Source organism: Bowmanella denitrificans (genome assembly GCF_002887595.1).
Lineage (GTDB): Bacteria > Pseudomonadota > Gammaproteobacteria > Enterobacterales > Alteromonadaceae > Bowmanella > Bowmanella denitrificans.
This window is the reverse complement of record NZ_PEBU01000012.1, coordinates 41,964-56,652: the sequence shown is the minus strand read 5'-3', so window position 1 is coordinate 56,652 and position 14,689 is coordinate 41,964. Positions and strand designations below refer to the sequence as shown.

Genomic DNA, 14,689 nt, shown 5'->3' with positions numbered 1-14,689 from the left:
CTTATACCCTTGTTGCTGTTGATCCTTGCGGATCCAATTGACAAATATGACTGAATCCATCGGCATTCTGGATATAGTGTTGACTCAGCCACTGATTGATTCGCTGGGCGGCGTCCAGATTATCACAAACGGCGAATACCGTTGGACCTGAACCAGAGATGCCAAATGCCAGCGCCTGATTATCGTTGGCAAACTGTCTGGCCGCATCGAACCCCGGCAATAGCGCTTTACGATAGGGCTCGGCAATCACATCGTGCATGACGCTGGCCGCCAGCTTCCGGTCGCCACAATGCAAGGCGTGCACAAATACGCCCAGTTGCCTGCCAAAGGTCAGGGTATTTTTCAGGCTGACCTGCTGAGGCAGGATCTTACGAGCTTCCGAGGTCGACACTTTGATACCCGAGTAGCATACCACCCAGTACCATTCTTCAAATACCGGTAGTTGGACGGCAATTCGCTCTGACTGTTCAGCCATCAGCACCAGTCCACCCAAATAGCAGGGCGCGACATTATCATAATGCACGCTGCCGCTAATCTGGCCTTCCAGCTCACCCATCATCAACAGCATCTCATCACGATTAAACGGCTCATGGTAAAAGCTGTTCAGAGCGTGCAGGGCGGCTACCACAGAACTGGCGCTTGAGCCCAGACCACTGCCGATGGGCAGATTTTTATACAGCACCATAGCACAGGGTACAAGCTCCTTTTGCCGCTCGGTCAACTTAGCGATAAAGTGCTGATGGCAGTGATACAAAATATTGTCTTTGGGATCGCTGGGCAGCTTGTGGGCAAAGCGTCCTTTGACCTGGATATCGAAGTGCTCGCTGGCAAACACTTCAACTTCATCCCCCAACAAACTGCCATCAATGGGTTTTAAGGCTGCCCCCAAAAGATCAAAGCCCAGACTGACATTGCCAGTCGAAGCGGGCGCATAGGCCCGTACCATCTCACCACTCATTATTCTTGCTTCCACGGCATAGTGCGCAGTACATCGGCAAACACGCCAGCGGCAGTTACAGCCGCGCCCGCACCATAACCACGAATCACAAAGGGAATCGGCTGATAATAATGACTATGGATAGCCAGGGCATTTTCGCCGTCTTTAACCACATAAAGGGGATGTTTAGCATCCACGGCCTGAATACCTACTTTGCACTGGCCTTTCTCGATAGTGCCCACATAACGCAGTACCTGGCCCTTGGCCTCGGCACTGGCCTGCAGTTGCCGGTATAAATCATCTAATCCCGCCAGCTTATCCAGAAATTCACTTACCGTGCCTGAAGCATCAAAATCGGCCGGTAAAATGGACTCAATCTCAATATCCGCCAACTCCAGTTGCAAACCGGATTCTCGGGCCATAATCAGCAGTTTACGCGCCACATCCATGCCACTGAGGTCGTCGCGCGGATCAGGTTCGGTATAGCCTTTATCTCTGGCAATGCGGGTAGCGTCAGACAGACTCAGCCCTTCCTCGAGCTTACCAAAAATAAAAGACAAGGAACCAGATAAAATCCCTTCAAAGCGGGTCAGTTCGTCACCGGCATAAATCAGTTTCTGCAGGTTATCAATCACCGGCAGCCCTGCCCCGACAGTGGTTTCATACAAAAACTGGCGTCTGGTTTTCTGCGCCGTGTCGCGCAGCAAATGATAAAACGCCATGTCTTTGGTGTTGGCCTTTTTATTCGGTGTGACCACATGGAAACCAGCCTGCAGCATTTCCAGGTACAAATCGGCCACATCGTCACTGGTGGTACAGTCGATAACCACCGGATTCACCAGACTGTTGTCTTGTACAAAGGCTTCTAACGCCGACAAAGAGAATGCCTGCTGACTTTGCCCCAGGCTGTCGCGCCAGCCATTTTCAAGGTCAATGCCACCTGGCTGCAGCAACAGTGTGCGACTATTGGCAATACCGTACACTTTTAAACTGATATTACGCTCCAGCAATTGGCGCTGCTGGCGGGCGATTTGGCTTAGCAACTCTCCACCCACTGTGCCGCAGCCAATCAAAAAGGCGTCAATGGTATGGAGATTAGAGAAAAAATTCTGATGCACGACCTTCACGGCCTCCTTGGCTTTGCGGCTTTCAATCACGGCAGAAATAGAACGTTCTGAGGAGCCCTGCGCAATAGCAACAATATTGACCCTGGCTTGTGCCAGGGAACTGAAGAACTTGGCCGCCAGGCCTTTAACCCGGCGCATACCATCACCAACCAGGGTGACAATGCCCAGTTCCTGGCGCATCTCAATGGGCTCCAGCAACTGATTTTCCAGCTCCAGGCGAAACGCATCTTCGAGTAGCGCCAGCGCGCGGGCAGCGTCCTTACTGTGAATACAGAAACTGATGCTGTATTCACTGGACGACTGGGTGATCAAACTGATGGAAATATTGGCATTAGAGATGACCTCAAAGACCCGGCTGGCCATCCCCACCATACCCTTCATGCCAGGACCTGCCACATTAAACATGGTCACATCCGACAGGTGCGAAATACCTTTGACGCTGGTCCAGACCGTGCTGGGCTCATTGCTGATCAGGGTACCTGGGGCCACAGGATTGAGGGTATTACGGATCAGACAGGGAATATGATGCTGCGCAATCGGGCCGATGGTTTTAGGGTGTAAAACCTTAGCACCGAAGTAGGATAGCTCCATGGCCTCCTGATAGGTCAGCTTATCCAGCAGTACCGCCCCTTCCACCTGGTTAGGATCGGCATTGTACACCCCGTCCACATCGGTCCAGATTTCACAACACTCGGCATCAATACAAGCCGCCAGTATGGCGCCGGAATAATCCGAACCGTTACGTCCCAGGGTAACTTTCTCGCCCTTGTCATTGGCCGCCACAAAACCCGGCATGATCAATAGCACCGAACCGTCTTTAGGAATATCACCAAAACGGCTGCGACTTTCTGCCACATCAGCAATGCTGTCCAGATAATCCCCTTCGGCCAACACATACTGCACCGGATCAATAATCAGGTTGGTATGGCCCAGCGCAGTCATCAGCTTACTGAAAATGTTGACGCTGACATACTCGCCCAGACTCAGAATCTTGGCCGTCACCGCATCCGGACTGCAGTGAATAAGCTTGATGCCATCCAGGTTCTGATGCAACTCGCTGAGCAGCTCATCAATGTAGGTAAGCAGGGTGGTGCCGTCGAAACCGCTGATATGTTCGGTCAGCTCGCGCACAATCCCGGTCAGGGTGGTGGTCAGTTTGTCAAACAGTTCCTGGTAGTCCTGTCCGGCCACTGCCATATCAACCAGAGACGACAAGGCATTGGTGACGCCCTTAGGGGCCGACAGTACCACTGCCGCGCCGGTGTCCTGGTGGGTTGGCAGCACGATATCTTTGACCATCAGATAGCGCTCGGCATCTGCGAGCGAGGATCCCCCGAATTTCATTACCTTCATTTGCTGCTCCTGGATAAAAAAAAACCCGCTTCCTGGTGGGGTCGCGGGCTTGTTGATATTCTGTTGCGCACTAGCCAGCGACCACCAGTCTTGTGGTGGTAATCATCATGGTGGTAGTGGTGCGACGAATAAATTTCATGCGTTTCAATTTGCCGTATAGACGTCTATATGTCAAGACGTAATTCCATCCAATTGCTACAGGCAGCGCCCGTAGCTTATATCGATTGGTTCTTATACCAATATCATTGAGTATTTAGGCATGGGCGCTTTGTGCTGTTGGCCGGTACAAGCCAAACCCCTGCAAAATAGCCTGCAATCTCTGGCTGTCCACGGGTTTGGCAATAAAGTCCAATGCCCCCAGCTCTCTTACTCTTTGCTGCATTTGTGGCTGTATATCGCCCGAGATTACCACTACAAAGACCTCAATGCCCAGCGCTTTAATTTGCTCCAGCACTTCGACACCGTCCATCTCCGGCATGGTTAAATCCAACAATAACAATCCGTAGTGCTGACGCTGCAGGGCCACAATGGCTTCACGGCCATTGGCCGCAAAACTCACTTCGGCATCCCAGTCAATGGGTAACGCTCGCTGTGCCGACTTTCGTGCCAGCATGGAGTCATCGCAAATCAATACAGGAAAACCCATCTTTGTTCCGTTATTCTCGTTATCAATTCCTGATGTAACGCATACTTTGTGCTGCAGCCCCATTTATCGGAGGAACACCTATTGCCATCACCATCTGCCAGCAAAATTGCGTATCAAATCCTCAAAGGCTTTGAAAAAAGCTTTCGCTGGTACAGCCGCATTACCAGTGCCGCCCGTGAACGTTTCGAGCAGGCCGACTGGCGCGCAGTACAGACTGCGGCCCGCGAGCGCATCGCCATTTACGACCAAAGTCTGGCTGAAGTGGTCGCCGAAATTTACCAGAGTTGTCACCCACATAAGCAGGACCAGGACTTCTGGCGCTCACTTAAGCAGCACTACCTTAAACAACTTGATCATCACGGGCAATTCGAATTAGCCGAAACTTTCTTCAACTCCGTTATTGGGCGACTATTCCGTCACCAGAAAATTGATGATGACATGATGTTTGTGTTACCCAGTCGTTGCTATTTGCCAGGTCAGGTAAGAACGTCCGTTATCAACAGCTTCGATGCCCGCGGGCGCATCCGAGATACGCTGGAAGCAATACTCGAGCGTTACAGCTTTCGCATTCCCTATGCCAATCTGGAGCGGGATCTGCAGCATCTGGAGCGATACCTGCGGGACAGTTTCAGTCGCGAACAGTTAGCCAGCATTAATAAAGTCGAGATATTACAAAGCGTGTTTTATCGCAATAAGGCCGCCTATCTGATTGGCCGTATGTGCACCGAGGGCAACCCCATCCCCTTCGTGATGGCGCTGATGCATAACAAACAAGGGCAGTTAGTGGTAGATACCTTGTTAACCGAGCGGCGCGACTTGAGTGTTTTATTTGGCTTTGCCCGCTCCTATTTTATGGTAGATACCCAGCACCCGGCAGAGGTAGTGGCTTTTCTGCAGGAATTATTGCCCAACAAGAAGCATTTTGAGCTGTATATTTCCCTGGGCTATTACAAGCACGGCAAGACGGTGTTTTATCGCAACTTTTTACAACACCTTCAGCACAGCGACGATTTGTTTGAAGCGGCCCCGGGTATCAAAGGCCTGGTGATGGCGGTATTCCACCTGCCCTCTTATGGGGTGGTATTTAAGGTCATCAAAGACGAATTTGCCGAAAGTAAGAAAATTACCCGCCAGCATGTTAAGGACTGTTATCGGTTGGTGAAAATGAGCGACAGGGTTGGCCGTATGGCTGACACCCACGAATATGTGAATTTTCGCCTGCCACGCACCAGGGTCAGTCCGGCGTTGCTGGACGAACTGCTGGATGTGGCCAATAGCAGTATCGAGCTCACCGACACAGAGGTGATCATCAAGCACTTGTATATCGAGCGCAAGATGACGCCATTGAACATCTATCTGGACACAGAAACCGATCCACAAAAGGTCGCCGATGCCATAGAAGACCTGGGCCAGTGCATTAAACAAATTGCTGCTGCCAATATTTTTCCCGGCGATATGCTACATAAAAATTTCGGTATTACCCGTCATGGCCGGGTGATCTTCTACGATTATGATGAAGTCTGTTATATGCATCAGCGCATTTTCCGGGCCCTGCCAAAATCAGATGATCCCTACGCACTGGACACTTTATCTGTCGCCCCGGACGATGTGTTTCCCGAACAGTTTGAGCACTTTATCGTTGGTAAACGTCACCTGAAAGCGCTTCTGAAACAAAAGCATCCTGAATTGATGGATCCGGCATGGTGGCGAACCATTCAGCACGAAATGGCCGGTGGCCTGATTAAAGATGTATTGCCCTATCCCCAGCAGCAGCGTTTTAAAAGCAGATACGGTGGTAAAGAAAGTTAAACGAATTATGTTCGAAAAATCCTCACACTTGCTGACTTTACAGCCACAAAAACCACGTCTAGGCTTTTTTTGACCTGACGGAATCCTCCCTCAGGCCAGAGGACAACGATACCAATCCGGACGGTGGATCTTCATGGCAGCAGTTGGTCAGTTATCTGCCGTACTGCTCAAAAATGGAGATCAACATGCGTCTATGCAAATACCTGCTGCTTGCCTGCCTGCTTGGCACAGCTCAATTTGTGCAAGCTCATCAGGGTGTCGCCTTTGTACATGGTACGGGCAAACAAAGTGATGCTTACAACGATTACTGGACCGGCAGTTTTGTTAATTCTGTGATGTCGGGAAACGGTAACCGCTATATCGTGATTAACTGCAACTTTGAAAAATACATGTGGGATAGCGCCGCCACCGGCTGTTTGGCCGATCAACTCAGTCAGTTTATTCAAAACCAGGGTATTACATCTCTCTATGTCATCACCCATTCCCACGGTGGCAATATGTTGCGCTGGTTAATGTCCAACCCCACCCTGGACAGCCGCTATCCCAATATTATCAATAAGATAAGTAAAGTAGTCGCAATAGCGCCATCCAGTAAGGGCACGCCGTTAGCCGACGCGGTGGTTGATGGCAACAGCTTTGAACAAATTCTGGGCTGGATCCTCGGATATGATTCAGATGCAGTAAAACAGCAACAACTAAGCTGGATGCATCAATACAATAACACCAACCTTTATGGCACCGCAGGAAGACCAGCCTTACCTAAGCCTTTCGTCAATATTGTTGGCACAGATGTCGACTCAGCCATTTGGGACAGTGATAGCTACTGTGGTGGTTACCAATATCAGGTGGCCTTAGAAGTGACACAAAACTGGCTGAACAGTTGTTCAGACGGCTTTCTTGAATGCAGTTCACAATCGGGCGCCGGCAGCTTGTGGTTTAACGATAAAAGTCGCACTCGTGGTCGTGAACCCCTGAGTCATCATCAATCCAGACGTAAGTGCTTTAATCTGGATGTCATTCTGCGTAACGACATATAAGGAGATAGCGATGAGAGCCATTTTTAATTTTCTTTGCCTGACGCTATGCAGTTTGTTAGCCCATGGGCAGTCATTGCCGACCACAGGTGACTACGCCCACTACAGCTTTGCCTTGGATACCAACGCGCAACTGCAGGTGGGTCCGGTGGCAGAGCAAGTACAAAGTAACGAATACAGCATTCAGGTGAATGGACATGACCTGCACCAGGGAGTGACACTACATACCACTCAAGCCGAAGCTTTATTTCTGCTCACCCCACTCGGCAGCAAGCAGCAAAGTCCACTGGATGTAGAGCTGTTACAGCTGCGCTACAAAAACCAGCAAGGTCACCCACAAATTGCCAGACGTGTCTCCCAGCAACTGCTGGCCCAAACCGGTGTGCTGGACAACAGTATGGCGTTGCAAACAACAGCAGACAGCCATCCCGGCGCTATACTTCTCAGCACCTCACAGCCTCTGCCTGCAGACGCTTCCTACCGCATTACAGTGAAAGAAAAAGGCTCTGCCTACATCCTGAATCTCAGTGTGGATAACCAGAATCTGCTTGCACAGCAGCGTATTCTGGCACGGGCCAGTCTGGAAAAACTCGGGCAATCACTGCAGATCCAACGTGCTGAGGCAACCCTGGTTGCACCGGATGGTGAGTTGCTTCCTGCCAGCGTCAAAATTTCCCGCTCAGGGGATATGTATATCCGGGCCTCTGCGCCACAAAAAGTACTGAGTCCCAAACAGGGACTGTATGAAATTCGGTTGCAGTCGGTGGCGCAGGAAGATCAGGCGACAATTCCGCGAGATGCAAAACTGGCGGTGGCACTGACGAATAAAACCGCCACCTTGGCTGATGTATTCTTGCTACAAGAGAAAATTTTATATGCCAAAGTAGGATTGCTGGCAGAACAAGACAGTCGTTTTGAAATCAGAGCCATGCTGTACGGCACCAATGCCGATGGCCAACTGGTACCTGTGATGGAAAGCCACGCCGCACAGACCCTGACATCCGGTGCTGACAGTATCCTTGTGCCCTTCGAACAGGCGATTCTGGATAAAGCGGGTGTTACAGCGCCGTTTAAACTGGCCTCGGTCAAGTTGTTTGACCAACACCAGCTTGGCCTGTTAGATACCAAGCTGGACGCTGCCACTTTAAATTAAAGGTTCGCAGAGGCTCCCTGGACAGCATGCAGAAGCAGCAGTACCGAGCAAGCAAAACCTGCTGTCCAGACCAGGCTGCGCGGCAGGTGCCAGTCAAACAGGTAGAAGAAGTGATACAGCACTCTGGCAACAATAAAGCCCTGAGCCAGATATTGAGCATAAGTATCAACTTGACCAGTGACTAGCACCGCCAGCGCACCAGGAATAAACATTAATAAGGCTTCAAAGGCATTTTCATGACCGGCTTTGGCTCTGGCACCAAAGCCGGTTAATGCTGCCTGCTGAGCGCGCGGGTTACGATTGTCATAGCCCCCCGCTTTGGCCTGGGCAAAAGCCAGCGGCGCTTTGGACAAAATGGGCAATATCGTAGCGATAAACAAACACAGCAGAATCATGTACATTGTGCATTCCTTTTGTTGATTGACTGTATAGTGCCAGATTCCACCAAAATCGCAGCAGAAATTGCCAGCCAGTTGTCTGTCCATTCTCCCTCCCCGGTGCAGCCGTTGGTCACTCACTGGCAAGGCGCTGAACAGGTGAGGCTGTATATCAAACGCGACGATTTGATACATCCGGTCATCTCAGGTAATAAATGGCGCAAGCTTAAATATGCGCTGGTGGAAGCCCGGCAAAAGGGGGTTACCGAAATCATCAGCTTTGGCGGCGGTTATTCAAACCATCTGCACGCCTTAGGTTACTGCTGTAATAAGCTGAGCATACAATTTATGGCTCTGGTGCGTGGCAACTATCGCGCCACCCCTACTCCCATGCTGAAGGATCTGGCCGACTGGCAGGCGCAAATTGTTTACCTTGATAAAGCCACTTATCAGTTGCGTAGCCAGACCGATTTTATTGCCAAATGGCAAGCCGCTCATCCCCAAGCCCTGATTATTCCTGAAGGGGGCAGTCAGACTCAGGCATTAGCTGGTGTAGCCGAACTTCTGAACGAGCAGACGCAACATTTCAGCCATATCGTTTTGCCGGTGGGCAGCGGCGGGACGTTGGCCGGGTTGATTGCCGCGGCGTCGACCAACGCAGCGGATACCAGATTGATAGGGATTGCCGTGCTCAAAGGTCAGGACTACCTGGAACAACAAGTGAGCGCATTGTTACCGCAACACAGCTTTGATAACTGGCTAATAGACCATCACTTTCACTTTGGTGGCTACGCCAAACAAAACCAAGCGTTGCTGGCATTTTGTCGCACCTTTTATCAGCAAACGCAGGTCCCCATTGAACCCGTATACAGTGGTAAAGCCGCCTGGGCGCTTAAACAGCGTTTGGCTGAGGGCTACTTCCCGCCGGGCAGTCAGATATTACTGTTACATACCGGTGGCTTGCAGGGCGCCCGCACACAATAGTCGCTATCAACTGGCGATTCCGATGGCGATTCAGTAGGATAAATAAGTGCGCGGCGTTCCTGCCCACTTATCAGGCATTCACATTAAGAAGGATTTAAACATGAAAAAGATACTGGTTATTGTACTGGTATTGCTGGCGGCCTTTATTGGCGTGGTGTTTTACCTGGCATCAGGCATAGACGAACTAATTCGCTCACAAATGGAAACGCAAGGCAGCAAAGCCCTGCAAACTGAAGTGAGGGTCAGCAAGGTTGAGCTTTCCTTCGCCGAAGCACGTATGAGTATTGGCGGTTTTAATGTGCAAAACCCCTCCGGCTATTCCAACGATCAGGCATTTAGTCTGGGAGAAGTGAAGCTGGACCTGGGCACCTCCACCCAGGAACCTTATATCGTGGAAGAAGTACTGATTGATGCGCCCACTGTGCTGTATGAAGTGGACGCATCGGGTAAGGCTAATCTGGTGGTATTGAAAGACAACCTGCAAGCCATGTTGCCTAAAGGTGGCGAAAGTCAGCCTCAACAAAATACCGGTCCTTCCCCCTTAGTATCGGTACAAAAGGTGACCATTAAAGACGCCAAGCTACGCATCAACTTTGAGGCGATGGACACCGGTGAGTTGAAACTGGATAAAAAGCAGTATGAATTGACGCTCCCCACCTTCCAGTCAGAACCTGTTGGCGTACCCAATGGTTTGCCAGCCGATCAGGTTGGCGGGGCCATTATGAACAGTATGCTGGACAATCTGATTAAACAGGCCAAGAAAAAAGTAAAAGATATCTTCGAAGACAAGGCCAAAGAAAAAGCCAAAGAGAAAATCGAAGAAGAAAAGCAAAAGCTGGAAGAGAAAGCCAAGGAAAAGCTTAAAAATCTTTTGGGCAATAAATAAACAGCCAAAACTTGCTGTCACTGCTCCGTTTTAAGGATGGCAATTGCCATCCTTTTTTATTGGAGCCTGTTAACCCTTTGAGCATAGCTCTGGTTAGTCCAGCATTTCAGCACAAGTGCGCAATAGTTGCTGGAGTTTTTCTGAAGACTCAGACAGTGCGGTCTGTAATTCCAGATTACAGCTTTCCCTGGCTAGCTTGACCAGTTTATTGCGATTTTTAAGCACATCCCTGATGTCACTAATGCTGGCCTGCCGACCTAACTCCTTTTCAACCTCGGCGACCACCTGCAGAGCAACCAACGAAAGTGCGGGATGATATGCCAGACGCTGAGCTAAAAGTTTGCTTGCTTGCTTTTCCATAGGCATTCCCTTGCGAGTTAATAATAAGTGTTGGTGAAAATTACTTAATGTCAATGCGGGAGCAGGAATAAGCGCCCGCAAAATTAAGAAAAATTTAATGTTCACACAATAGAGTTAGGATTAATTCATCGGTTTATAGATTGCGTATTCCCATCACTGCTATAAATACATAGCAAGCTGATTAGGCAAAACGTACGAAAGGCAGTTCAGGTTTGAGAGAAAAGCGCTACTGGCACATGAATATTAAAACCAGAATTCTGGTCTTTATTGTGCTGTTCGAAATTATCGCTTATTCAACATTGCAGTTGGTTAATCATTATCTTTATGTGCGCGAAATGGACACCTTGCGCAACAGCCAGATCCAATCGGTTTTACAATCCAGCGTCGTCAAGGTCGACAATGTGCTGCGACGTATGGAGCAAAAGGCCACAGAACTAGCTATAGCCGGTGAACAGTTATACCGCCTTAAGCAACAACAGCTGTTGTCTACTCAAGCCGCCACCGCATATGCAAAGAAACTGCTTACCGATAGTTTTACCAGCTTTGAACAGGCGCTGGGCGGAGGTATCTGGTATGAACCTTTCGTATTTGATGAGAATGAGCGCTATTACGGCCCTTATGTGTTTCGAAAGCTGGGAGCTGTGGCGTTTTCCTGGGAATTAAGCACAGCGGAATACGATTATCATCAGCAAGATTGGTATCGTCTTGCCGTCAACAGCCACTGGGGGGCCAGGCAACAACGCTTTCGCCCTCTGTTATGGACATCACCTTATGTGGACGACGCCGGTTCCTTGTCGCCCATGATGACAGTGGATTGTGTAATGTTTGACGATCAGCGTCGCCCTATTGGCATGTCTACCGTGGATTGGTCTTTGGACGAACTCACCCATTTCTTAGATGCGGTAAAAGTGACACCCAATGCCTTTCCTTTTTTCGTTCACCGGGATTCAGGCCTGTTACTCAGTTATCCCAGGGAGCCGGCTAAGGTCATGACTCAAGCCCACTTGCTGCCTGAACTGAATACCGTTTTACAAGACCGGCAAACAAGCCTGATTAAGCAAATCAGTGACCTGCAACTCGGCAATACCAGTTACGAGCTGTATTACTTCTATACCGAAGATGGCTTTTTGTTTGGCTCGCTGGTGCCTGGCACAGACCTTAGACGGGATATCAACAGTATTTCGCGCATGATTTTGCTGTATGGCACCTTGGCGGGGCTGGCCTTTATTCTGTTGATGTTTCTGGTATTGCATTGGCTGTTCAGGCCTTTTGATGCCGTGCTTAAAACCATACGGGAATCCGTCACTTACTGTGGCAATGAAAACAAGGTGAGATTGAAGCAAATTGAATATCGCAGCCACAATGAGTTTTCCCCTATCGTGAAGGCCATGAATGATATCTACCTGCAAGTACAGGAACACGTACAACAGGTGGAAGAAACCAACCTACGGCTGATCGCGTCAAAGCAGAAAATCGTGCAGTTGAATGCCGAACTGGAACAGAAGGTCGAAACCAGAACTGCAGAGGTACAACAGAAAAACCTCAAGTTAACCGAATCCTTGGAACGGCTTAAGCGCACCCAGCAACAACTGATTGAAAATGAAAAACACGCAGCCCTGGGCAGGCTGGTGGCTGGTGTGGCGCACCATATCAATACACCACTGGGTGTTTGTGTCACCGCGGCTTCATTTCTGTCAGTGGAAGTTAGGGCGACCTTTGAAAAAGCCATGAACGGACAAATAGGCAAACGGGCCTTTGAGCAGGCTATGGATAAGATTGTTGAGAGCACTGAGCTGCTGCAACTCAATCTGGATCGGGCTTCTAATTTAATCTCCAGCTTTAAACTGGTGGCAGTGGATCAGTCCAATGAAAATCAACGCCTGTTCAATGTCGGCGATTATATCAATAAGATCCTGCTGTCCATGCGCAGTAAGTTTGAACAGACAGCTCACCAGATCACATTGAACTGCCCGCCAGATCTTAATCTGTATTCGCACCCTGGCGCCCTGACGCAGATCCTCGCGAACCTGATAGACAATGCTCTGACCCATGCCTTTTCGGTTGAGAAGCCAGGCAAAATTGAAATCAATATCAGCGAGCAAAGCGATCATATTCAAATGCTGGTCGCTGATAATGGTAAAGGTATGTCAGAGGAAATCAGAGAGCGGGTGTTTGATCCCTTCTTTACCACCAAGCTTGAGCAGCTCAGTAACGGTTTGGGTTTGCATGTGGTTTACAATATTGTTGTGCAGCAACTAAACGGCCGTATTGAATGCCAATCACAACTGGGCGTGGGTACAAAATTTATCATCATCATCCCCAAAACGCCTGAACCTGGCCGGTTGGCTTAAACAAAGAAAGCAAGAAACACAATAGTCAAAAATATCCAGGGGAAAGGTGATGTCCACCAATCCGTTCCGTTGGCACTGGCTTTTTTTACCTTTTCTCGCCACGCTAAGTTCACTTCGTTACTGTGCCACTTCAACCTGAGTTGGGGCCCTGGAAATACGAAAAAAACAATAGAGAAAGACACTAAAAACCAAGCTGTCGCCGAAAAATCGGGGAAATACACTAATATCAACAGGCCCACTGCCAGCAACAGAAACGCAGCGATCAACTCGAATTTACCCGGCATTTGTCCTCCTTTACTGAAACACTCGTAGCGCTATCTTTTTGTCCATTAAAACGGATTAAATATCCCTGCATCATTGTCTGACTTTTTGCTATTCCTTGCCAAGGGTTTTGCTGGGGAAAGGCACGTCATGCCAGACCAGTGTTCGTTCACCTGGCCTGTTAACCATACAATGCACATGGCGGGGGCCTGGCTCAGGGCCAACTTATTTCTGTAACCATTTGTTAAAAATGATTTTTATCGCATCGCAGCAGATAGAATCCGCGCCAACAACCCTCTCATATCAAGGACATAACATGAGAAAACACATCCTGGCCCTGCTGCCTGTCACATTATTGGGCTGCGCTGCACAACCCCCTTCAGCACCTGCGCCTACCTTAGTGTTAGTACACGGCGCCCATTTTAACGCCGCAGCCTGGCAACCACTGCAAAATGAACTGCAGAAAGCCGGAATACACAGCCAGGCGGTTGAACTGCCGGGAAGAGGCAGTGACCCGGCTCCTGCCGGTGCCACACTGGATAGCTCAGCTACCGCCCTTTGCCAAAGCCTGACCGCGATTTCTGGCCCTATTGCCCTGGTGGTGCACAGTCAGGGCGGAGCCATAGCGCATCAGGCGCTGAACTTGTGCCCTGCCGTTGAGGTATCCGACATTGTGTATATCTCGGCGGTCGCCCCCATTGATGGTGCTAAGCCGTTTGCCTTGCTAAATGAAGCAGACGAGCAGCACTATTTTCGCGGCATTACCTATCAGGACGGCTGGATGAAGATCACCAACCCGCAAGCCTTTGCCGAAACCTTTACCGCAGACTCTGCCCATTATGCCCAGGTGATTTCCCAGGCTGTAGATGAACCCGCCGCCACCGGCGATGGTCAGGTGAATCTGCCAGCGGCGCAGCTGCAAAACATCCGCACCAGCTATATCTTTGCCGAGCAGGACAAGATTATCTCTTTTGCCAGCCAGAAAAAAATCGCCGCATCCATTCAGCCGGACCAACAATTTACCTTACCAAGCGGCCATTTACCCATGCTCAGTATGCCGCAACAGCTCAGCCAAACTATCCTGACTGCCCTGGGACGCTAGAGCGTGTTGACCTTTTGAGTATAGATTTTGTTCAAATCCAGCCCCTTTTGGTCACGACGCCGGGCTGCTGGCCTAGCGGGCCTAAGTCAAAGCCCGGCAACACAATGACGTAGGGAACGTCATTGAACAGCTTTAGCTGGCCGCTTGCGGTGACAGGCAGGAGCCTGTCATACCGGGCAGGAGGGGCTGGGTTGAACCCTTCGGGCAGCGCTTGTGGGCCCTTCCTACGGCGTTATCCTTCACTCATGTAGAATAACTACACCACGTTCACTCTGCCTTGTATAAAGGGCCCACAAACTGCTGCAAAAT

General features: G+C 49.9%; 13 protein-coding genes. 7 read left to right on the top strand and 6 right to left on the bottom strand.

Annotation, left to right across the window (positions count from 1 at the left end):
- Position 1: 1 nt before the first annotated feature.
- The 3 genes from thrB to CSR04_RS19290 all read right to left on the bottom strand — a co-directional run bounded on the left by thrB (position 2) and on the right by CSR04_RS19290 (position 4,063).
- Complete coding sequence (thrB, locus tag CSR04_RS19300) at positions 2 to 958, bottom strand: homoserine kinase (RefSeq protein WP_102797969.1); 957 nt, start codon at positions 956 to 958, stop codon at positions 2 to 4.
- The gene (gene thrA, locus CSR04_RS19295) at positions 958 to 3,417 is read right to left on the bottom strand and encodes a bifunctional aspartate kinase/homoserine dehydrogenase I (RefSeq protein WP_102797968.1); all 2,460 of its coding nucleotides are present in this window, start codon (positions 3,415 to 3,417) and stop codon (positions 958 to 960) included. The genes thrB and thrA overlap by 1 nt, the downstream gene beginning before the upstream one ends.
- Positions 3,418 to 3,670: 253 nt before the next feature.
- Positions 3,671 to 4,063: a response regulator gene (locus CSR04_RS19290; protein WP_102797967.1), complete on the bottom strand. Its 393-nt coding sequence runs from the start codon at positions 4,061 to 4,063 to the stop codon at positions 3,671 to 3,673.
- An 81-nt stretch (positions 4,064 to 4,144) separates the two neighbouring features.
- Here CSR04_RS19290 and aceK point away from each other — a divergent pair, with 81 nt between their 5' ends.
- The 3 genes from aceK to CSR04_RS19275 all read left to right on the top strand — a co-directional run bounded on the left by aceK (position 4,145) and on the right by CSR04_RS19275 (position 8,059).
- On the top strand, positions 4,145 to 5,872 hold the full coding sequence (gene aceK / locus CSR04_RS19285; protein ID WP_102797966.1) for a bifunctional isocitrate dehydrogenase kinase/phosphatase: 1,728 nt from the start codon (positions 4,145 to 4,147) through the stop codon (positions 5,870 to 5,872).
- Between the two features lie 185 nt (positions 5,873 to 6,057).
- On the top strand, positions 6,058 to 6,909 hold the full coding sequence (locus CSR04_RS19280; RefSeq protein ID WP_102797965.1) for an alpha/beta hydrolase family protein: 852 nt from the start codon (positions 6,058 to 6,060) through the stop codon (positions 6,907 to 6,909).
- Positions 6,910 to 6,919: 10 nt separating this feature from the next.
- The gene (locus CSR04_RS19275) at positions 6,920 to 8,059 is read left to right on the top strand and encodes a DUF4785 domain-containing protein (RefSeq protein WP_172449432.1); all 1,140 of its coding nucleotides are present in this window, start codon (positions 6,920 to 6,922) and stop codon (positions 8,057 to 8,059) included.
- Here CSR04_RS19275 and CSR04_RS19270 read toward each other — a convergent pair.
- Positions 8,056 to 8,460, bottom strand: a complete 405-nt coding sequence (locus tag CSR04_RS19270) for an MAPEG family protein (RefSeq protein WP_102797963.1) — start codon at positions 8,458 to 8,460, stop codon at positions 8,056 to 8,058. The genes CSR04_RS19275 and CSR04_RS19270 overlap by 4 nt on opposite strands.
- 30 nt (positions 8,461 to 8,490) lie before the next feature.
- Between CSR04_RS19270 and CSR04_RS19265 the strand changes: the two genes are divergently transcribed.
- Complete coding sequence (locus CSR04_RS19265; RefSeq protein WP_245921758.1) at positions 8,491 to 9,420, top strand: 1-aminocyclopropane-1-carboxylate deaminase/D-cysteine desulfhydrase; 930 nt, start codon at positions 8,491 to 8,493, stop codon at positions 9,418 to 9,420.
- Between the two features lie 100 nt (positions 9,421 to 9,520).
- Complete coding sequence (locus CSR04_RS19260; RefSeq protein WP_102797962.1) at positions 9,521 to 10,306, top strand: DUF748 domain-containing protein; 786 nt, start codon at positions 9,521 to 9,523, stop codon at positions 10,304 to 10,306.
- Between the two features lie 93 nt (positions 10,307 to 10,399).
- Here CSR04_RS19260 and CSR04_RS19255 read toward each other — a convergent pair whose 3' ends face one another.
- Positions 10,400 to 10,666: a hypothetical protein gene (locus CSR04_RS19255; protein ID WP_102797961.1), complete on the bottom strand. Its 267-nt coding sequence runs from the start codon at positions 10,664 to 10,666 to the stop codon at positions 10,400 to 10,402.
- Positions 10,667 to 10,902: 236 nt separating this feature from the next.
- On the opposite strand from CSR04_RS19255, the gene CSR04_RS19250 reads away from it, so the two are divergent.
- Positions 10,903 to 13,017 (top strand): sensor histidine kinase, encoded by a 2,115-nt coding sequence (locus CSR04_RS19250; RefSeq protein WP_102797960.1) that lies wholly within the window; start codon positions 10,903 to 10,905, stop codon positions 13,015 to 13,017.
- Here CSR04_RS19250 and CSR04_RS19245 read toward each other — a convergent pair.
- A complete protein-coding gene (locus CSR04_RS19245) occupies positions 13,014 to 13,301 on the bottom strand; it encodes a hypothetical protein (protein ID WP_102797959.1) in 288 nt (95 codons plus the stop codon). The two genes, CSR04_RS19250 and CSR04_RS19245, sit on opposite strands and share 4 nt — an antisense overlap.
- Positions 13,302 to 13,594: 293 nt before the next feature.
- Between CSR04_RS19245 and CSR04_RS19240 the strand changes: the two genes are divergently transcribed.
- A complete protein-coding gene (locus CSR04_RS19240; RefSeq protein WP_172449431.1) occupies positions 13,595 to 14,380 on the top strand; it encodes an alpha/beta fold hydrolase in 786 nt (261 codons plus the stop codon).
- Positions 14,381 to 14,689: the final 309 nt, after the last annotated feature.

Bases quoted from the DNA above. Each gene is read 5' to 3' on its own strand.
- CSR04_RS19245 (WP_102797959.1), bottom strand. From the start codon at position 13,301: ATGCCGGGTAAATTCGAGTTGATCGCTGCGTTTCTGTTGCTGGCAGTG.
- CSR04_RS19240 (WP_172449431.1), top strand. From the start codon at position 13,595: ATGAGAAAACACATCCTGGCCCTGCTGCCTGTCACATTATTGGGCTGC.
- CSR04_RS19255 (WP_102797961.1), bottom strand. From the start codon at position 10,666: ATGGAAAAGCAAGCAAGCAAACTTTTAGCTCAGCGTCTGGCATATCAT.
- CSR04_RS19275 (WP_172449432.1), top strand. From the start codon at position 6,920: ATGAGAGCCATTTTTAATTTTCTTTGCCTGACGCTATGCAGTTTGTTA.
- CSR04_RS19290 (WP_102797967.1), bottom strand. From the start codon at position 4,063: ATGGGTTTTCCTGTATTGATTTGCGATGACTCCATGCTGGCACGAAAG.
- CSR04_RS19270 (WP_102797963.1), bottom strand. From the start codon at position 8,460: ATGTACATGATTCTGCTGTGTTTGTTTATCGCTACGATATTGCCCATT.
- CSR04_RS19260 (WP_102797962.1), top strand. From the start codon at position 9,521: ATGAAAAAGATACTGGTTATTGTACTGGTATTGCTGGCGGCCTTTATT.
- thrB (WP_102797969.1), bottom strand. From the start codon at position 958: ATGAGTGGTGAGATGGTACGGGCCTATGCGCCCGCTTCGACTGGCAAT.
- CSR04_RS19280 (WP_102797965.1), top strand. From the start codon at position 6,058: ATGCGTCTATGCAAATACCTGCTGCTTGCCTGCCTGCTTGGCACAGCT.
- CSR04_RS19250 (WP_102797960.1), top strand. From the start codon at position 10,903: ATGAATATTAAAACCAGAATTCTGGTCTTTATTGTGCTGTTCGAAATT.
- thrA (WP_102797968.1), bottom strand. From the start codon at position 3,417: ATGAAGGTAATGAAATTCGGGGGATCCTCGCTCGCAGATGCCGAGCGC.